Origin of the sequence: Synechococcus sp. CBW1004 (assembly GCF_015840715.1) — a bacterium.
Classification (GTDB): Bacteria; Cyanobacteriota; Cyanobacteriia; order PCC-6307; family Cyanobiaceae; genus Cyanobium.
Genome location: NZ_CP060397.1, coordinates 3,145,859 through 3,162,063, shown reverse-complemented (window position 1 = coordinate 3,162,063; position 16,205 = coordinate 3,145,859). Strand labels below are relative to the sequence as shown.

At 67.7% G+C, this 16,205-nt stretch carries 23 protein-coding genes and 1 tRNA gene; 17 read left to right on the top strand and 7 right to left on the bottom strand.

All coding sequences use genetic code 11. The features are described 5' to 3' along the window. Nucleotides 1–46: 46 nt before the first annotated feature. A complete protein-coding gene (locus H8F25_RS15010; protein WP_197211095.1) occupies nt 47–475 on the top strand; it encodes a DUF1815 family protein in 429 nt (142 codons plus the stop codon). 400 nt (nt 476–875) lie between these two features. Here the strand turns inward: H8F25_RS15010 and recA are convergent, their stop codons facing one another. The 7 genes from recA to H8F25_RS14975 form a co-directional block, all read right to left on the bottom strand. After that, nucleotides 876–2,072 carry a recombinase RecA gene (gene recA / locus H8F25_RS15005; protein WP_197211094.1) on the bottom strand — a complete coding sequence of 399 codons (1,197 nt, stop codon included), beginning with the start codon at nt 2,070–2,072 and terminating at the stop codon, nt 876–878. 248 nt (nt 2,073–2,320) lie between these two features. Beyond that, nucleotides 2,321–3,097: an HAD family hydrolase gene (locus H8F25_RS15000; protein ID WP_197211093.1), complete on the bottom strand. Its 777-nt coding sequence runs from the start codon at nt 3,095–3,097 to the stop codon at nt 2,321–2,323. Nucleotides 3,098–3,124: 27 nt separating this feature from the next. Further along, nucleotides 3,125–3,196 (bottom strand) — tRNA-Gln (locus tag H8F25_RS14995). A gap of 108 nt (nt 3,197–3,304) precedes the next feature. Then, nucleotides 3,305–4,981 carry an AAA family ATPase gene (locus H8F25_RS14990; protein ID WP_197211092.1) on the bottom strand — a complete coding sequence of 559 codons (1,677 nt, stop codon included), beginning with the start codon at nt 4,979–4,981 and terminating at the stop codon, nt 3,305–3,307. 146 nt (nt 4,982–5,127) lie between these two features. Then, nucleotides 5,128–6,249, bottom strand: a complete 1,122-nt coding sequence (locus tag H8F25_RS14985; protein WP_231596888.1) for an LdpA C-terminal domain-containing domain — start codon at nt 6,247–6,249, stop codon at nt 5,128–5,130. Beyond that, the gene (locus H8F25_RS14980) at nt 6,246–7,643 is read right to left on the bottom strand and encodes a cation:proton antiporter (protein ID WP_197213941.1); all 1,398 of its coding nucleotides are present in this window, start codon (nt 7,641–7,643) and stop codon (nt 6,246–6,248) included. The genes H8F25_RS14985 and H8F25_RS14980 overlap by 4 nt, the downstream gene beginning before the upstream one ends. Nucleotides 7,644–7,672: 29 nt before the next feature. After that, on the bottom strand, nt 7,673–8,134 hold the full coding sequence (locus tag H8F25_RS14975; protein WP_197211091.1) for an NAD(P)H-quinone oxidoreductase subunit N: 462 nt from the start codon (nt 8,132–8,134) through the stop codon (nt 7,673–7,675). Nucleotides 8,135–8,600: 466 nt separating this feature from the next. Between H8F25_RS14975 and rplC the strand changes: the two genes are divergently transcribed. The 16 genes from rplC (at nt 8,601) to rplR (ending at nt 16,203) form a co-directional block, all read left to right on the top strand. Beyond that, nucleotides 8,601–9,248 carry a 50S ribosomal protein L3 gene (gene rplC / locus H8F25_RS14970; RefSeq protein WP_197211090.1) on the top strand — a complete coding sequence of 216 codons (648 nt, stop codon included), beginning with the start codon at nt 8,601–8,603 and terminating at the stop codon, nt 9,246–9,248. Nucleotides 9,249–9,259: 11 nt separating this feature from the next. Continuing rightward, complete coding sequence (gene rplD, locus H8F25_RS14965; RefSeq protein ID WP_197211089.1) at nt 9,260–9,895, top strand: 50S ribosomal protein L4; 636 nt, start codon at nt 9,260–9,262, stop codon at nt 9,893–9,895. After that, nucleotides 9,888–10,190 carry a 50S ribosomal protein L23 gene (locus H8F25_RS14960; RefSeq protein WP_197211088.1) on the top strand — a complete coding sequence of 101 codons (303 nt, stop codon included), beginning with the start codon at nt 9,888–9,890 and terminating at the stop codon, nt 10,188–10,190. The genes rplD and H8F25_RS14960 overlap by 8 nt, the downstream gene beginning before the upstream one ends. Nucleotides 10,191–10,203: 13 nt before the next feature. Then, nucleotides 10,204–11,067 (top strand): 50S ribosomal protein L2, encoded by an 864-nt coding sequence (rplB, locus tag H8F25_RS14955; RefSeq protein WP_197211087.1) that lies wholly within the window; start codon nt 10,204–10,206, stop codon nt 11,065–11,067. A 35-nt stretch (nt 11,068–11,102) separates the two neighbouring features. After that, nucleotides 11,103–11,378 (top strand): 30S ribosomal protein S19, encoded by a 276-nt coding sequence (gene rpsS / locus H8F25_RS14950; RefSeq protein ID WP_197211086.1) that lies wholly within the window; start codon nt 11,103–11,105, stop codon nt 11,376–11,378. Between the two features lie 4 nt (nt 11,379–11,382). Next, nucleotides 11,383–11,745: a 50S ribosomal protein L22 gene (gene rplV / locus H8F25_RS14945; protein WP_197211085.1), complete on the top strand. Its 363-nt coding sequence runs from the start codon at nt 11,383–11,385 to the stop codon at nt 11,743–11,745. A gap of 19 nt (nt 11,746–11,764) precedes the next feature. Continuing rightward, nucleotides 11,765–12,493, top strand: coding sequence for a 30S ribosomal protein S3 (gene rpsC / locus H8F25_RS14940; RefSeq protein ID WP_197211084.1), 729 nt, complete (start codon nt 11,765–11,767; stop codon nt 12,491–12,493). Between the two features lie 14 nt (nt 12,494–12,507). Beyond that, nucleotides 12,508–12,975: a 50S ribosomal protein L16 gene (rplP, locus tag H8F25_RS14935; protein ID WP_197211083.1), complete on the top strand. Its 468-nt coding sequence runs from the start codon at nt 12,508–12,510 to the stop codon at nt 12,973–12,975. 2 nt (nt 12,976–12,977) lie between these two features. Next, nucleotides 12,978–13,187: a 50S ribosomal protein L29 gene (rpmC, locus tag H8F25_RS14930; RefSeq protein WP_197211082.1), complete on the top strand. Its 210-nt coding sequence runs from the start codon at nt 12,978–12,980 to the stop codon at nt 13,185–13,187. A 14-nt stretch (nt 13,188–13,201) separates the two neighbouring features. Next, entirely contained in the window at nt 13,202–13,468 is a 267-nt protein-coding gene (rpsQ, locus tag H8F25_RS14925; protein ID WP_197211081.1) for a 30S ribosomal protein S17, read from the top strand. A gap of 13 nt (nt 13,469–13,481) precedes the next feature. Beyond that, nucleotides 13,482–13,847, top strand: coding sequence for a 50S ribosomal protein L14 (gene rplN, locus H8F25_RS14920; protein ID WP_197211080.1), 366 nt, complete (start codon nt 13,482–13,484; stop codon nt 13,845–13,847). Nucleotide 13,848: 1 nt separating this feature from the next. After that, on the top strand, nt 13,849–14,205 hold the full coding sequence (gene rplX, locus H8F25_RS14915) for a 50S ribosomal protein L24 (protein WP_197211079.1): 357 nt from the start codon (nt 13,849–13,851) through the stop codon (nt 14,203–14,205). Nucleotides 14,206–14,284: 79 nt separating this feature from the next. Beyond that, a complete protein-coding gene (rplE, locus tag H8F25_RS14910) occupies nt 14,285–14,824 on the top strand; it encodes a 50S ribosomal protein L5 (protein WP_197211078.1) in 540 nt (179 codons plus the stop codon). A gap of 19 nt (nt 14,825–14,843) precedes the next feature. Further along, the gene (gene rpsH, locus H8F25_RS14905) at nt 14,844–15,245 is read left to right on the top strand and encodes a 30S ribosomal protein S8 (protein ID WP_197211077.1); all 402 of its coding nucleotides are present in this window, start codon (nt 14,844–14,846) and stop codon (nt 15,243–15,245) included. A gap of 18 nt (nt 15,246–15,263) precedes the next feature. After that, nucleotides 15,264–15,803: a 50S ribosomal protein L6 gene (gene rplF / locus H8F25_RS14900; protein WP_197211076.1), complete on the top strand. Its 540-nt coding sequence runs from the start codon at nt 15,264–15,266 to the stop codon at nt 15,801–15,803. A 34-nt stretch (nt 15,804–15,837) separates the two neighbouring features. Continuing rightward, on the top strand, nt 15,838–16,203 hold the full coding sequence (gene rplR, locus H8F25_RS14895; protein WP_197211075.1) for a 50S ribosomal protein L18: 366 nt from the start codon (nt 15,838–15,840) through the stop codon (nt 16,201–16,203). Nucleotides 16,204–16,205 lie beyond the last annotated feature (2 nt).

The following is a 16,205-nucleotide window of genomic DNA, read 5'->3' as shown; positions in this document are numbered from 1 at the left end:
AACGGAAGAAAACCTTAGGATCGTTTCATTCCATTGCAGGCGATCCATGTTTCCCCGTCTGGCCGAGCAGTACCGAGCCCTGGCGCGGGATCTGGTGATGAGCCTGCAGGCCCTGGCCAAGGGCCTCAAGGAGCGCGGGCATGTCGCCACCTGCTACGTGTGCGGCGACGAACAGATCCACCAGGGCGCCTCCTTCGTCGCCGACCTGGGCGAGCGCCACACCGTCCGCTTCCTGGTCTCCGACTCCGGCATCAGCTGGGTGGAGTGCCGCGACGGCTGTGAACTCGTGCGCTTTGAGGGAGCCGAAGCGATCAACGAGCTCCAGCGCCTGGTGGTCATGCTCCAGGACCTCAACAGTGGCGACAGCGTTCCCAGAACGGCTGACGCTGCCGTGGCTGAGCCTCTCAGCCCGCCAATCCCCCTGGCAGGCACCCGCCACCGTTCCATCCGAGCGTCTCGCTCCAGCGTGGCCTGATTCGCGCTCAGCACCGACGCGGATCTCTGGCAGGGGTCGCACGCAGCCTCCCAGACAGGATCCAGCCGGGACCTGATGACGGCCGCGACCTCAGATCCGCAGGGATTCTGCTGACGGCAATCTGCCCCAACCGGTGTGCTTCCACAACGGCGCAGGTCAAGAGCAGCCGAGAACAAGCGGCCCCTTCTCTGATGCCGACGCGGATCAGAGAAGGGGCCGAGTGTCAGCGGACTCTCATGCCGTCCCTGGTCCACAACCAGGCCGGGTTGCCCGAGGACCTGTGCCATCACCTCAACAGGCATCCGACCCCTGCGCCGATCCCAGCCGAATGGCCCTGGGCGTCGTGCCAGGGCCACCTGCGGGCATCCCGTGACCGGGACACCCGCAGGGCACCGAGGGATCAGCCGGCGCTGGCCAGCTCCTCGAGATCGGACTTGGCCGCTTCTTCGGCACCATTGCCTGAGGCGGTGGCGGCCACCCGAGCCGCAGCCGCCAGGGGCTTCATCGAATTGGCGGTGACCTCGGAACCCTCCATCAGCTTGCGGCGGGTGAGCTGCTCGATCGTCTCCTTCTCGGAGGGGTTCTGCTCAAGCCAGCCGATCGTGTTGTCGCGCCCCTGGCCGATGTTGTCGCCCTCGTAGCTGTACCAGGCGCCCTTGCGGGTGACCACACCGGTCTCCTCCGCCAGGTCGAGCAGGCAGCCGAGGGTGCTGATGCCGCGGCCGAAGAGAATGTCGAACTCGGCGATGCGGAACGGCGGCGCCACCTTGTTCTTGGCCACCTTCACCTTGGCGCGGATGCCGTACTCCTCGGTGCCTCGCTTGAGGGTCTGGATGCGACGGATGTCGAGACGCACCGAGGCATAGAACTTGAGCGCATTACCGCCGGTGGTGGTCTCCGGATTGCCGTAGGTGACGCCGATCTTCTGACGCAGCTGGTTGAGGAAGATCACCGTGCAGCCCGACTTGCCGATGTTGCCGGTGATCTTGCGCATCGCCTGGCTCATCAGGCGGGCCTGGCTGCCCACAGCCAGATCACCCATCTCACCTTCGATCTCGGCACGGGGTGTCAGTGCCGCCACCGAGTCGACCACGACGATGTCGACCGCACCGGAGCGCACCAGCTGGTCGACGATCTCGAGGGCCATCTCACCGGTGTCGGGCTGGGAGACCAGCAGGTTCTCGATGTCGACCCCGAGGGCGGCGGCATACACCGGGTCGAGGGCATGCTCAGCATCGACGAAGGCCGCCACACCGCCGCGCTTCTGCACCTCGGCGATGGCATGCAGGGTGAGGGTGGTCTTGCCGGAGCTCTCCGGGCCGTAGACCTCCACCACCCGGCCTTTGGGATAGCCGCCGCCGAGGGCGAGATCGAGGGTGAGGGCACCGGTGTTGATCGTCTCCACCCGCATGCGGGAGGCGTCGCCGAGGCGGACGATCGAGCCCTTGCCGAAGTTGCGCTCGATCTGGTTGAGCACCAGGCCCAGCGCCTTGTCCCGCTCGGCGGCGGCCCGGGCGTCAACAGCCGTGGCCCGGGCGGCGGCGGCCGCGGAGGAGGAGGAACTCCGGGAGTCGGTGGCCTTGGGATCAGCGGGCATGGAAAGAATCAGCGAAGGAAACAGCCCAGCGAGGTGAACCGCCGCGGCACAGGACCGGAAGGCGGATCTGAGGGCGACGTGACAGGGGGACAAGGACAACCTTCAGCCCCCCGGAGAATCAATGCCACCAGGAGAGGAGCGCTGTCCCATCGGGCGGGTGACCGGCCACTCCGGCCTGCCGGAGCAGAGCCGGGGACAGGCGCCGCCAGGACGACCGCCGGCGCTTAGTACGGGCGTACTCTAGCGACTCAGGGCCACTGCGCCAGGGGGGCCGCGAAACGCTCCGGCGTCAGCCAGCCGATGCCGACCTCGCCCAGGCCAAGGGCATCGTCCGGAGCCAGATAGCCCCAGGAGACGAGGAAGCAGCGCACCGCCTCCAGTCCCGCCGTGGCACGCACCGCCTGCAGAGTGGGGCGGCGATCCTCGATGAACCACAGGGGCCGCCGGAGCTGGCGCAACTGCAGCAGCACCTCCGGCTTGCTGCCCTGCTCGTGGCCATAGAGGCAGGAGGGCCGCAGCCCGGCCGCGGCGAGAATCTCGGCGGCGAACGCTCCGCCCTTGGTGGTCAGCACCCCCCAGTCAGCCCCCTCGGCGGCCAGACGGCCCAGGCGTTCCACCACGCCCGGGTAGAAGCGATGGCGACTGAGCCAGCCCTCCCGGTCGCGTTGCAGGGCCTCGGCACGCGCCTCCTCCAGCACTGCCTGCAGGCGATCAGGGGTCCAGCCCCGGCGCGCCAGCGCGGGCCCCAGGGCCGCCGCGTAGTCGCCGGCCTCGATCAGCGAGTCCGGAGTTCCGGCCGCGGCGCCGCGGGCCAGCTCCGCCGCCACCAGCACCATCTCCCAACCCTTGTGGATGGAGGGCCGCAGCCGGGCGAAACCGGCGGGAGCCTGCGCGGGAAGCTCCAGGGACGGATCGAGGCGCTGGGCAGCGGCACGGGCAGCCCACCAGTACTCCGGCATGCCGTCCACCAGCACACCGTCGAAGTCAAAGACCAGCAATGGCCCCGGCGTGGACTCAGGGGTCATGGCTGAGACGACACAGGAATCCAAAAACTGGGCCGCTAGGATTCGAACCTAGGAATGGCGGGACCAAAACCCGCTGCCTTACCGCTTGGCGACGGCCCAACGCAGGTCGGATATCCGCGGCCAGGCCTCGGAATCGACTGCCTTGATAGTTACCCACAGCGGCCGGTCCTTCGTCAACAGCCCGGCCCGCTTCTCCAGCCATGGCGTTCAGGCCGGGAAGACCCGCAGGCGTTGCTGCGGTCCTCGGCCGAACACAGCGCTCCGCAGCCGGTAGCGGGAGATCAGCTCGGCCTGCATCTGCCGCACTCGCTCGTTGCGGGGGAGCAGCTCCACCGGCTGCCCAAGCGGCAGGACCACCTGCTCGACGGCCCGTCGGCATTCCTCCAGTGCGGCGTGGGCATCGTCGAGCCGCCGGAGCGGGTCGGGGTCCTCGCGGGAACGCTCCGGGCCGTCGGCGGCATCGACGCCGCCACGGCGGTCCAGCAGCCGTTCCATCGCACGCTGCAACTGGTGCAGGCTGTCCGACTTGATCACCAGGATCGGCAGCCCCAGCAGCTGGGCGCGGCGGCGCAGGGCCGGATCGCGCCCCAGCTCGCCACGCAGGCTCAGCAGAGCTTCCGCCCGCTCCGGATCCGCCACCACCTCCACCGGCAGCCCCCGACCACGGGCGGCGGTCTCCAGCAGCTGGGCCGGCAGCCCGACGCCGTAGAGCCGCAGCGGCTCCGTGGAGCCGGTCGGGCTGGCGACAGCCTCCTGTGCCATTGAGACGGTCCCTCCCGGGCCCAGGTCAGTGTCAGCCCCCTGGGGCGATGCCAGAGGGTCCGGCATCGGCACCGGCGCCAACGGTTTGACGGGCCGCAGCCCGGAGCCTGCGATCGGCGTCACGGAGCGCTCCGCAGCCGGCGACGGCGGTCGCAGCGGTGCAGCCTCCTGACGCCGCAGCACCTGGCCATCGGCGCCGAGCTCACGGATCTCAGGCCGGGCGCTGTGGCCTCGCAACAGCAGGTCCACCGTGCCGGCCACGTCGCGATGCACCAGCCAGCGGTGGCGGCTGTGCATCTCCACCGCCATCGGGAAGGTGGGCTCGGCCGCCCGCTCCAGCACCGTCTTCTGTGTGCGGCGGCGGCGCGCTTCCTCATCGCCGAGGGTCACGGACTGGATGCCGCCCACCAGATCACTGAGGGTGGGGTTGCGGATCAGGTTCTCGAGGGCATTGCCGTGGGCGGTGGCCACGAGCATCACGCCGCGTTCGGCGATCGTGCGCGCCGCCTGCGCCTCCAGCTCGGTGCCGATCTCATCGATGACGATGACCTCCGGCATGTGGTTCTCCACCGCCTCGATCATCACCTGATGCTGCAGTTCCGGCCGCGCCACCTGCATGCGCCGGGCCCGGCCGATGGCGGGATGGGGAATGTCGCCGTCGCCGGCGATCTCGTTGCTGGTGTCGATCACGATCACCCGCCGCAGCAGGTCATCGGCGAGCACGCGGGCGATCTCACGCAGGGCCGTGGTCTTGCCCACGCCGGGGCGCCCCATCAGCAGCAGCGACTGGCCCGAATCGAGCAGATCGCGCACCATCCCAACGGTGCCGAATACAGCGCGGCCGACGCGACAGGTGAGGCCGACCACCTCGCCGGTGCGGTTGCGGATGGCACTGATGCGATGCAGGGTGCGCTCGATGCCGGCGCGGTTATCGCCTCCGAAGGGGCCGAGCCGATCGAGCACCGAAGCCAGATCAGCCCGCTCCACCGCCGCCTCCCCGAGGGCCACGGCGCGCCCCGGATAGCGGGCCTCAGGCACCCGTCCCAGGTCCAGAACCACCTCCAGCAGCTGCTCCCGGGCCTGGACCTCCGCCAGGGCGTCCTGCACGGGCGCGGGCAGCACCGCCAGCAGGCGGTCCAGATCGTCGGTGATCCGCTGGGTGAGCCCCGGCGAGGAGGGCTGTGGGCGGGGAGGAGGCCCCGGCGGGGAGGGAGGAGTGAGGGAAGGCAGCGGGGAAGGCGACGCGACTCGCGTGATCTGGTCTGGTTCTAGCGAGACCGCTCCACGCGGGGGTCCGGGGCCGCCAGCCAGGGGTCCACCAGCCGGCGCACCAGCCGCAGCGCTTCGGGCCAGAGATCGTCGGCGTCGAGCAGACGCTGGCCGCGCTCCTGGGCGCGCAGCAGCCAGGGCTGGAGCAGGCTGCGGCTGACACCACCGAAGGCGATGCCCGCCAGCGGTGCGCGCACCTCGCCAGCCATCTGCCGCGCCAACGCATGGGTATGGGCGTTGGTCCCTCCGGCGAGCTGGAGGGGCCCCGGCGGGGCCAGGGGGGCCAGCTGCTGCCAGAGGCGCACTGCAGCGTGGGCGGTGCCTGCCCCGACATCCCCGCGCATCGGCCGTCCATCCAGCTGCCACAGCGGCCGCAGACCGGCGGCCCGCACCAGGCCGTGGCGCTGCCACAGCTCCCGGGCCAGCTGCCCGACCGACACGGGCCGCGGGGGCAACGCCGATCCCGTCGCCGGCTCCAGACCACAGCTGATGGCCAGACGGCGCAGCGGGACACCGGCTGCGCGCACCTGAGCCAGCCGCTCGGCGAAGGCGTCCTGCCGGCCCACCTGCGTGTGCAGCTCGATCGCATCGGGCCGGAGCTCCGCCAGCAGGGGGGCCACGGCCACCGGCTCGAGGACATGCTGACGCTCCTCGATCAACCCCAGGGGACAGGCCGGCAGGCAGCGTCCGCAGCCATAGCAGCGGTCAGCGAGGACCCCGCCCTCCTCAGGTACGGCAGGAATCGCCAGGGCGGGGCAGACGCGGGCGCAGGGCCTGGGACAGTCCGGCGGGCAGCGCAGCGGATCGAAGCTGGCCTTGCGGAAGTGGGGATCCGCCCCATCGCTGAGACTGACCATCAGCCATGGCATCGCAGGCGCGCCCCGGTCGGCAGCCACGCACCGGGACGCCTGCTCCCGGGCCCAGGCGATGCCGCGCCGGGCGGCCGCCACCACCGCCGCGTCGGCGGCCACATCCAGGCAATGCACGCCGGCCAGGGTATGGATGCCGGCCAGATCTTCGATCGAGGCCAGATCCTGGTTGCTGGCACCGGCGATCCACTTGACCCAGCACCCCTGGGCCAGGGCCCGCTCGGGATCCATGGCGGTGGAGCCCAGGCTCATGGAGGATCCCCGGCAGCCAGAGGAGCGGCGGGCACGGCGAGAAGGCCCGGCGCCGTTCCAGCGGCGGACCCGGCTGCCGGCAGGCCCTCGGGAGTGGAGGGATCAGGCGGAGCGCCGGCGTTGAGCCCGAGGTGCCGAGCCAGCCAGGGAGCGGTGGCGCCCTGCAGCCCCACCGTCAGAAGAATGGTGAGAAACACCAGGCCCTTGAGGAGGCTTGCACCGGCCACGCCGGCCTCCTCCAGCCGAAGCGCGAACAGGCTTCCCACAGCGGCGGTGACGATGCCCCGAGGCGCCAGCCAGCTGAGCATCAGCTTCTCGGAGCCGTTGAGCGGCAGGCCCAGCCCGGCGACCTGCACGACCAGCCAGCGGGCGGGGGTGAGGGCCAGCACGCAGAACACGCCCCCCAGGCCCGGAAGCAGCAGCTCCTGACGCGTCACATCGGCCGCCAGCAGCGGGAACAGCACAGTGATCGCCAGGAGCGCCAGCTGGGCGATGAGCTCATCCAGCAGTGTGGCGGATCGCTCCAACCGGAGACCCACCACCACCCCGGCGCTGACGGCGGCGGGCAGGCCGGATTCCGGCAGCAGGGCCTCACAGCCGCTGAACAGCAGGAAGAGGGACCCAAGCGTCACCTGCAGGGGCAGGGTGCTCTCCAACAGGGGGTTGAAGCCAGACGCGTCAGGCCCTGAGGCCGGCCCCAGGGGAGGGGTCCCCGGTCGTTCGCGGGAAAGCACCTCAGTGCCGCCGCCACCGGGGACGATCAGCCGCAGCAGCAACAGCGAGAGCAGCCAGCCCGCCAGGGCCCCGATCAGCACGCCCCCTCCGAGCCGCACCAGGAGCCGCACCACCACGTCCTGCCAGCGGCCCAGATCACCGACGGCAAGATCGAGCAGAAGAAGCGCCAGAACCGCACCCACCGGTTCAAGGATCAGTCCTTCGGCCTCCAGCAGGCAGGACAGGAAGGGAGCCAGGCCCAGCTGACGCAGGATCGGCGCGACCACCGTCGGCCCGGTGGCAAGAGCGATCGCCCCGAAGACCAGGGAAAGGCTCATCGAGAGACCCACCAGAACATGGGCCAGCAGGGCCGTACAGGCGAGACCCAGCAACGCCCTCACCAGGACCAGCTGCAGCACCGACCGCTTCAGGGTCGGTCCCGCCAGCCGCAGGTTGAGACCGCCGTCGAACAGCACCAGACAGACCAGGAGCCCCACGAGGGGCTCAAGACTGCGGCCCAGGAGTGAGGTCTGGATCAGGCCGAAACCGCTCTCACCGAAGAGCAGCCCCACGCCAAGCAGCAGCACCACGATCGGCAGACCGGTCAGCCGGGCCACCAGCTGGGCGAGCGAGCCGGAGAAGAAGGACGCGCCCCAGAGCAGCGCCAGCCGATCGGGCAGGTTCAAGATGAAGGTTCTGGGTTCTGGGGTCAGGCGGGGAGAGCGGTCTCCAGGGGCTGCCAGCGCAGGGCCGTGGCGCCGCCCATCTCGACCACCACCTTGAGGCGGGGTTCCTTGCGGCAGAGCCGGCAGAGAGCTTCCAGCTCAGCATTGGAGAGGACCTGACCCTCGAGCAGCCAGAGCAGCACCGGCCCCTCGGCCGCGAACTGCGGTCCGAGCAGGGGAGCCGCCCGCTGCACTTCCCCGACTGCCGCCCCCCGCCCGACGCTCTGATGGCCGAGGTGGGGCGGCCGGACGCCATGGAGGCGGGTGAGGAAGGCCTCCGGATCACCCAGTCCGCGGGCCGACAGCATCTGGGCCTGATAGCCGGCGGCACGAAGACGTCGCATCAGACGGGTCTCAGCGCCGCCCTCGAGCGGTGCGAAGAGGGCCAGGGCGCCGGAGCGCTCGAGATCCTGACGGAAGCTGCGACCGGTGAGCAGGAGAGGCATCGCAGGACGGGCGGGCGGGCCGCAGTCTGGCAGCTGCACTGCTTCATTGAGGTACCCCTGCACCCTATGGTCTACATTGGTTGCTTGTGCTGTTGCACCGCGCCCGTCCGCTAGCCGGGCCTCCGGGAGACAGCACAGGGGACGTCATTGGTGATGTCCTCTCCAGGCCAGTACGGCTCACGGGCGGAACGGGGGAATCCCCTGACCGCATCGGAACCGTCGGGAAACTAGCCGGAACACACAGCCAGGTGGCTCTGCCGCCGGTTGCCGGAGCAGTCCCAGCCCGCTGATTTCGCTCCGCTAGCGCCATGGCCCTGCCGCAGGTCCTCAGGGATCCGCCCGGGTTTCCAAGTGCAATCGTCCGAATTCAGCCTTTCTGCCACCTGCGCACACCGGGTGCCGCGCCGTTCAGGCCGGCCGAAGGATCCAGCGGGTGGTTCGTCCAGCTGGCGTCACGTCCCTATCCATGTCCATCGGCATCCTTGGGAAGAAGCTGGGAATGTCCCAGTTCTTCGACCCCGAAGGCAGGTCCATCCCGGTCACGCTGATCGAAGCCGGTCCCTGCCGCATCACCCAACTCAAGAGCGAAGCCACCGACGGCTACGCCGCAGTCCAGCTGGGCTTCGGTGACATTCGCGAGAAGCTTGTCAACCGCCCCGCACGCGGCCACCTGACCAAGTCCGGCGACGAGCTGCTGCGCCATCTGCGCGAGTACCGCGTCAACACCGTCGACGGCCTCGAGCTCGGAAGCGAGATCACCGTCGCGGCGTTCGAAGCCGGCCAGAAGGTCGACGTCAGCGGCGACACGATGGGACGTGGCTTTGCCGGTTATCAGAAGCGCCACGGCTTCAGCCGCGGTCCGATGACCCACGGCTCGAAGAACCACCGCGAACCCGGCTCCACCGGCGCCGGCACCACCCCCGGCCGCGTGTACCCCGGCAAGCGCATGGCCGGTCGCTACGGCGGCAAGCAGACCACCACCCGCGGGCTGGTGATTCTCAAGGTCGACACCGAGCGCAACCTGCTCGTGGTCAAGGGCTCGGTACCCGGCAAGCCCGGATCCCTGCTCGACATCCGCCCGGCCAAGCGGGTGGGCAGCAAGGCCGCGAACTGAGGAGGACATCCATGACTGACTGTGTCATTCGCGATTGGCAGGGCAAGGAGAGCGGTAAAGCGTCTCTCAGCCTGAGCGTCGCCCGCGAGAGCAGCGCCGCCGATCTTCTGCACCGCGCCGTCGTGCGCCAGCAGGCCCATGCCCGTCAGGGCACCGCCAGCACGCTCACCCGCGCTGAGGTGGCCGGTGGCGGCCGCAAGCCCTACAAGCAGAAAGGAACCGGCCGTGCCCGCCAGGGTTCGATCCGCACTCCGCTGCGCCCGGGTGGCGGCATCGTCTTCGGACCGAAGCCGCGCAGCTATGAGCTGGCGATGAACCGCAAGGAGCGGCGTCTGGCCCTGCGCACCGCTCTGATGAGCCGCACCGGCGACATCACGGTGATCAAGGGCTTCGGCCAGGGGCTCGACACCCCGAAAACCAAGGAGATCACCGCTGCCCTCGAGCGTTTCGGCATCGCGTCCGGCGCCAAGGTGCTGCTGATTCTGGAAGGCGCCAGTGAGGCTGTGAAGCTCTCGGTGCGCAATCTCGAGAAGGTCAAGCTGATCGCCGCCGACCAGCTCAACGTCGTCGACCTGCTCGACGCCAACAAGCTGGTGTTGAACGAGGAAGCAATCACCCGGATTCAGGAGGTCTACGGAGATGGCTGAACGCTTTGCCGGGAGGCTCGCGGATGTGATCCGCCGCCCCCTGATCACCGAGAAGGCCACCCGCGCCCTCGAGCTGAACCAATACACCTTTGAGGTGGATCACCGCGCCGCCAAGCCCGACATCAAGGCGGCTGTCGAATCCCTCTTCGATGTGAAGGTGGTCGGCGTCAGCACCATGAACCCGCCCCGCCGTACCCGACGCGTCGGTCGTTTCGCCGGGAAGCGCGCCCAGATCAAGAAGGCGGTCGTCCGCCTCGCCGAGGGCAACACCATCCAGCTGTTCCCCGAGTCCTGAGGTCTGACTTCCAATGGCAATCCGTACCTACAGGCCCAACACCCCAGGCACCCGCACCCTGGTGGTCACCGACTTCAGCGAAGTCACCGGCAAGAAACGCGAGCGCGGCCTGGTCATCGCCAAGCATCGCCGCAAGGGCCGCAACAACCGCGGTGTCATCACCTGCCGCCACCGCGGCGGTGGTCATAAGCGCCTCTATCGCGTCATCGATTTCCGTCGCGACAAGCACGGCGTCGAAGCGCGCGTTGCGGCGATCCACTACGACCCGCATCGCAACGCCCGTCTGGCGCTTCTGTATTACGCAGACGGCGAAAAGCGCTACATCCTGGCGCCGGCCGGCGTGCAGGTGGGCCAGAAGCTGGTCTCCGGCCCTGATGCCCCGATCGAGAACGGCAACGCCCTGCCCCTCTCGGCCATTCCCCTCGGCTCGAGCGTCCACAACGTCGAGCTGTACGCCGGCCGTGGCGGCCAGATGGTCCGCACCGCCGGCGCCAGCGCCCAGGTGATGGCGAAGGAAGGCGACTACGTCGCTCTCAAGCTTCCCTCCACCGAGGTGCGCCTCGTGCGTCGTGAGTGCTACGCCACCCTCGGTGAAGTGGGCAACAGCGAACAGCGCAACACCAGCCTGGGCAAGGCCGGTCGGAAGCGCTGGCTGGGTCGCCGCCCCGAAGTGCGCGGCAGTGTGATGAACCCCTGCGACCACCCCCACGGTGGCGGTGAGGGCCGGGCTCCGATCGGTCGTTCCGGTCCTGTCACGCCATGGGGCAAGCCCGCTCTGGGCCTCAAGACCCGCAAGCGCAACAAGCCCAGCAACCGATTCGTGCTGCGCAAGCGGCGTCGCACGTCCAAGCGGAGCCGTGGCGGACGCGACTCCTGATGACCACCACCGCTCTGTCGTACGCCTGATCCGCCATGGGACGCTCACTCAAAAAAGGACCGTTCGTCGCTGACAGCCTGCTGCGCAAGGTTGAAAAGCAGAACGCCGCCGATGACAAGACCGTGATCAAGACCTGGTCGCGCGCTTCCACCATCCTGCCGATGATGATCGGCCACACCATTGCCGTTCACAACGGCAAGGCTCACGTCCCCGTGTATGTCACGGAACAGATGGTGGGCCACAAGCTGGGCGAATTCGCGCCCACCCGCACCTTCCGCGGCCACATCAAAGACAAGAAGGGAGGTCGCTGACGCCATGGCCAACACCAACTCCAATTCCAACCAGGCCGTGGCACACGGCCGCTACATCCGCGGCTCCGTCTCCAAGGTGCGGCGGGTGCTCGATCAGATCCGAGGGCAGAGCTACCGCGACGCCCTGATCATGCTCGAGTTCATGCCCTACCGCTCAACCGGCCCGATCACCAAGGTGCTCCGTTCCGCGGTGGCCAATGCCGAGCACAACCTCGGCCTCGACCCGTCGACCCTTGTGATCAGCGCGGCCAGCGCTGACATGGGCCCGTCGATGAAGCGTTTCCGCCCCCGCGCACAGGGTCGCGCCTACGCGATCAAGAAACAGACCTGTCACATCAGCATTGGTGTGGCAGCTCCCACCACCTGACCCCCGAGGACACCGACCGATGGGACACAAGATCCATCCAACCGGCCTGCGCCTGGGGATCACCCAGGAGCACCGGTCCCGCTGGTATGCCCCCAGCAAGACCTATCCCACCCTCCTTCAGGAGGATGACCGCATCCGCCGCTTCATTCATAAGAAGTACGCGGCTGCCGGCATCAGCGACGTGTTGATCGCCCGCAAGGCCGACCAGCTTGAAGTTGAACTGAAGACGGCACGCCCCGGCGTGCTCGTCGGCCGCCAGGGAAGCGGCATCGAGGAGCTGCGCAGCGGCATCCAGAAGACCCTCGGTGATGCCAACCGTCAGGTGCGCATCAATGTGGTCGAAGTGGAGCGCGTTGACGCCGACGCCTATCTGCTGGCCGAGTACATCGCTCAGCAGCTGGAAAAGCGTGTCGCATTCCGCCGTGTCATGCGCATGGCCGTGCAGCGTGCCCAGCGCGCCGGCGTTCTGGGTCTGAAGATCCAGGTGGGCGGTCGCCTCAACGGCGCCGAGATCGCGCGCACCGAATGGACGCGTGAAGGTCGGGTTCCCCTGCACACACTGCGGGCCGACATCGATTACGCCACCAAGGTGGCCAGCACCACTTACGGGGTTCTGGGCATCAAGGTGTGGGTGTTCAAGGGTGAAGTGCTGCCGGGCCAGCAGGAGAAGCTGCCCGTGGGTGGCGCTCCGAAGCGCCGCACCAGCCGGCGGCCCCAACAGTTCGAAGATCGCTCCAACGAGGAGTGAGGGAGGCCTGAACCATGCTGAGTCCAAAACGCGTCAAATTCCGTAAGCAGCAGCGGGGCCGCATGCGCGGCATCGCCACCCGGGGCAACACGATTGCCTTTGGTGATTTTGCGCTTCAGGCCCAGGAGTGTGGCTGGATCACCTCCCGCCAGATCGAAGCCAGCCGTCGTGCCATGACCCGCTATGTCAAGCGGGGCGGCAAGATCTGGATCCGCATCTTCCCGGACAAACCGATCACCATGCGTCCCGCCGAAACCCGGATGGGCTCCGGTAAGGGCAACCCCGAATTCTGGGTGGCGGTGATCAAGCCGGGCCGCATCCTGTTCGAGATGGGCGGTGCAGAAATCACCCCCGAAATCGCTCGGGAAGCCATGCGCCTGGCCCAGTACAAGCTGCCCGTGAAGACCAAGTTCCTCTCCCTGGCCGACCAGGAGAGTGAGGCGGCTGCAGCGGCCGCTGAATCCGCCACCGTGGAGTCCTGACCATGGCACGCCCAAGCATCGCCGAGGTGCGTTCCCTCACCGACGGCCAGATCACCGAACAGATCGATCAGGTCCGTCGCGAGCTGTTCGACCTCCGCTTCCAGCAGGCCACCCGCCGCCTGGAGCACCCCCACCGCTTCAAGGAGGCCCGCATCAAGCTGGCCCACCTGCACACGGTGCAACAGGAGCGTCTCCGCTCCGCCGCCTCCTGATCCCCCCGCATCCCATGGCACTCAAGGAAAGGGTCGGCGTCGTCGTCAGCGACAAGATGGAGAAAACGGTGGTGGTGGCGGTGGAGAACCGCTTCCCCCATCCCATCTATCAAAAGACCGTCAGCCGCACCACCCGTTACAAGGTCCACGACGAGGACAATTCCTGTCGCGTCGGTGACCGCGTCCGCATCATCGAGACCCGTCCCCTCAGCCGCACCAAGCGCTGGAAGGTGATTGAGGTGCTCGACCGGACAGCCGGCAGCTCAGCATCCGCCACCTGAGGAGGAACCATCCATGATTCAGCAGGAAACCTTCCTCACCGTCGCTGACAACAGCGGCGCCAAGCGCATCCAGTGCATCCGCGTGCTGGGCACGAACCGTCGCTATGCCCACGTGGGCGATGTGATCGTTGCCGCCGTCAAGGACGCCATGCCCAACATGGGTGTCAAGAAGTCCGATGTGGTCAAGGCTGTGGTGGTTCGCACCAAGGCCACCCTGCGTCGCGACACCGGCAACTCGATCCGATTCGACGACAACGCCGCCGTGATCCTGGGGACTGACAACAACCCCAAGGGCACACGCGTGTTCGGCCCGGTCGCCCGTGAGCTGCGGGAGCGCAACTTCACCAAGATCGTGTCCCTCGCTCCGGAGGTGATCTGAGATGGCCACTGCCACACCGAAAGCCAAGACCCCGGTGCGCATCAAGATGCGCATCAAAAAAGGCGACACCGTTCAGGTGATCGCCGGCAAGGACAAGGGCAAGACGGGCGAGGTGCTCCGCACCCTTCCCTACGAAAACCGCGTCATTGTCCAGGGCGTCAATCTGCGCACCCGCCACGTCAAGCCCACCCAGGAAGGCGAAAGCGGCCGCATCGTCACGGAAGAGGCCTCCCTGCACGCCTCGAACGTGATGCTCTACTCCACCGCCCAGAAGGTGGCCAGCCGCGTCGAAATCGTGGTCGACAAGGACGGCACCAAGAAGCGCAGACTCAAGAAAACCGGCGAATTCCTCGACTGAGGCCCCAGCCGGGCATCTGCCCTCATTCCTCCCTGTCCGCCTTCTGACCACGTCCAGAAGCGCACTCCCTCCCCCCGTCATGTCACTCAAACAGCGCTACCGGGAGACGATTCAGCCGAAGTTGCTGAAAGATCTCGGTCTCTCCAACGTCCACGAAGTTCCCAAGGTGGTCAAGGTCACCGTCAACCGAGGACTCGGAGAGGCGGCCCAGAACGCCAAGGCCCTTGAAGCCTCAATTGCCGAACTCGCCACGATCACCGGTCAGAAGGTGGTCGTGACGCGTGCCAAGAAGGCCATCGCCGGCTTCAAGATCCGCCAGGGAATGCCGATCGGCGTTGCTGTCACCCTTCGCGGTGAGCGCATGTATGCCTTCCTTGAGCGCCTGATCAACCTGGCGCTTCCTCGCATCCGCGACTTCCGCGGTGTGAGCCCGAAGAGCTTCGACGGACGGGGGAACTACACCCTGGGAATCCGCGAACAGATCATCTTCCCGGAGATCTCCTTTGACAAAATCGACGCCATCCGGGGGATGGACGTGACCATCGTGACCAGCGCCCGCAACGACGAAGAGGGCCGCGCCCTCCTGCGTGAGCTGGGAATGCCGTTCCGCAGTAACTGAGGCTCTTTCGGATCCGACCATGGCCAATCACGACCCGATTTCCGACATGCTCACCCGCATTCGCAATGCGAGTGAGAAGCGCCACGAAAGCACCCGCATTCCCGCGTCGCGCATGTCCCGCAGCATCGCCAATGTGCTGCAACAAGAAGGCTTCATCGCCGCCATCAATGAAGAGGGCGACGGTGTCAACAAGCAACTGGTGCTCGAGCTGAAGTACAGCGGCAAGCAGCGCCAGCCAACCATCCGCCGCGTCCAGCGCGTCAGCCGCCCGGGCCTGCGCATCTACAAGAACACCCGTCAACTTCCCAAGGTGCTCGGCGGCCTCGGAGTGGCGATCATCTCCACCTCCAGGGGTGTGATGAGCGACCGCGACGCCCGCAAGCAGGGTGTCGGTGGCGAAGTGCTCTGCTACGTCTACTGATCCAGGGAGGAACACGTCATGTCACGTATCGGTAAAGCACCCATCCCCATCCCCGACAAGGTGAGCGTCAACCTTGACGGCCTCGCTGTGACGGTGAAGGGACCCAAGGGCGAACTCAGCCGCACCCTCCCCGAGGGAGTGGCCATCAGCCAGGACGGCAACACGCTGGTGGTCAGCCCCAGCAGCGAATCGCGCCGCTCCCGTGAGCGTCACGGCCTCAGCCGCACCCTCGTGGCCAACATGGTCGAGGGCGTCAGCCAGGGCTTCACCCGCAAGCTCGAGATCATCGGTGTGGGCTATCGCGCCTCGGTGCAGGGCAAAAAGCTGGTGGTGAACGCCGGCTACAGCCACCCTGTCGAGATGATTCCCCCTGAGGGAGTCAGTTTTGCGGTCGAGAACAACACCACCGTGCTCGTCTCCGGCCCCGACAAGGAACTGGTGGGCAATGAAGCCGCCAAGATCCGCGCCATCCGCCCGCCTGAGCCCTACAAGGGCAAGGGCATCAAGTACGAGGGCGAGAAGATCCTGCGCAAGGCCGGTAAGACCGGCAAGAAATAGAGGTCTGCCCGAGCACCGTTAGCCTGACTCACCCATGTCCACCCTCTCCCGCAAACAGCAGACCCAGAAGCGCCATCGCCGCCTGCGCCGTCTGCTCTCCGGCACAGCCGACCGGCCCAGGCTGGCGGTGTTCCGTTCCAACAATCACATCTACGCCCAGGTGATCGACGACGACGCCCAGAGCACTCTGTGCTCGGCGTCGACCCTCGACAAGGACCTTCGCTCCGACCTCGACGCCGGTTCCACCTGCTCCGCATCCGCCGCTGTCGGCCAGCTGGTCGCCAAGCGTGCCCTCGCCAAGGGCATCGAGAAGGTGGTCTTCGATCGCGGCGGCAATCTGTACCACGGAAGGGTCAAGGCCCTGGCCGATGCCGCCCGGGAAGCGGGCCTTCAGTTCTGATC

What these genes read in the sequence shown, in the direction of transcription:
- H8F25_RS15010 (WP_197211095.1), top strand. Translation starts at nt 47, where the DNA reads ATGTTTCCCCGTCTGGCCGAGCAGTACCGAGCCCTGGCGCGGGATCTG.
- recA (WP_197211094.1), bottom strand. Translation starts at nt 2,072, where the DNA reads ATGCCCGCTGATCCCAAGGCCACCGACTCCCGGAGTTCCTCCTCCTCC.
- H8F25_RS15000 (WP_197211093.1), bottom strand. Translation starts at nt 3,097, where the DNA reads ATGACCCCTGAGTCCACGCCGGGGCCATTGCTGGTCTTTGACTTCGAC.
- H8F25_RS14985 (WP_231596888.1), bottom strand. Translation starts at nt 6,249, where the DNA reads ATGAGCCTGGGCTCCACCGCCATGGATCCCGAGCGGGCCCTGGCCCAG.
- H8F25_RS14975 (WP_197211091.1), bottom strand. Translation starts at nt 8,134, where the DNA reads ATGCCTCTCCTGCTCACCGGTCGCAGCTTCCGTCAGGATCTCGAGCGC.
- rplC (WP_197211090.1), top strand. Translation starts at nt 8,601, where the DNA reads ATGTCCATCGGCATCCTTGGGAAGAAGCTGGGAATGTCCCAGTTCTTC.
- rplD (WP_197211089.1), top strand. Translation starts at nt 9,260, where the DNA reads ATGACTGACTGTGTCATTCGCGATTGGCAGGGCAAGGAGAGCGGTAAA.
- H8F25_RS14960 (WP_197211088.1), top strand. Translation starts at nt 9,888, where the DNA reads ATGGCTGAACGCTTTGCCGGGAGGCTCGCGGATGTGATCCGCCGCCCC.
- rplB (WP_197211087.1), top strand. Translation starts at nt 10,204, where the DNA reads ATGGCAATCCGTACCTACAGGCCCAACACCCCAGGCACCCGCACCCTG.
- rpsS (WP_197211086.1), top strand. Translation starts at nt 11,103, where the DNA reads ATGGGACGCTCACTCAAAAAAGGACCGTTCGTCGCTGACAGCCTGCTG.
- rplV (WP_197211085.1), top strand. Translation starts at nt 11,383, where the DNA reads ATGGCCAACACCAACTCCAATTCCAACCAGGCCGTGGCACACGGCCGC.
- rpsC (WP_197211084.1), top strand. Translation starts at nt 11,765, where the DNA reads ATGGGACACAAGATCCATCCAACCGGCCTGCGCCTGGGGATCACCCAG.
- rplP (WP_197211083.1), top strand. Translation starts at nt 12,508, where the DNA reads ATGCTGAGTCCAAAACGCGTCAAATTCCGTAAGCAGCAGCGGGGCCGC.
- rpmC (WP_197211082.1), top strand. Translation starts at nt 12,978, where the DNA reads ATGGCACGCCCAAGCATCGCCGAGGTGCGTTCCCTCACCGACGGCCAG.
- rpsQ (WP_197211081.1), top strand. Translation starts at nt 13,202, where the DNA reads ATGGCACTCAAGGAAAGGGTCGGCGTCGTCGTCAGCGACAAGATGGAG.
- rplN (WP_197211080.1), top strand. Translation starts at nt 13,482, where the DNA reads ATGATTCAGCAGGAAACCTTCCTCACCGTCGCTGACAACAGCGGCGCC.
- rplX (WP_197211079.1), top strand. Translation starts at nt 13,849, where the DNA reads ATGGCCACTGCCACACCGAAAGCCAAGACCCCGGTGCGCATCAAGATG.
- rplE (WP_197211078.1), top strand. Translation starts at nt 14,285, where the DNA reads ATGTCACTCAAACAGCGCTACCGGGAGACGATTCAGCCGAAGTTGCTG.
- rpsH (WP_197211077.1), top strand. Translation starts at nt 14,844, where the DNA reads ATGGCCAATCACGACCCGATTTCCGACATGCTCACCCGCATTCGCAAT.
- rplF (WP_197211076.1), top strand. Translation starts at nt 15,264, where the DNA reads ATGTCACGTATCGGTAAAGCACCCATCCCCATCCCCGACAAGGTGAGC.
- rplR (WP_197211075.1), top strand. Translation starts at nt 15,838, where the DNA reads ATGTCCACCCTCTCCCGCAAACAGCAGACCCAGAAGCGCCATCGCCGC.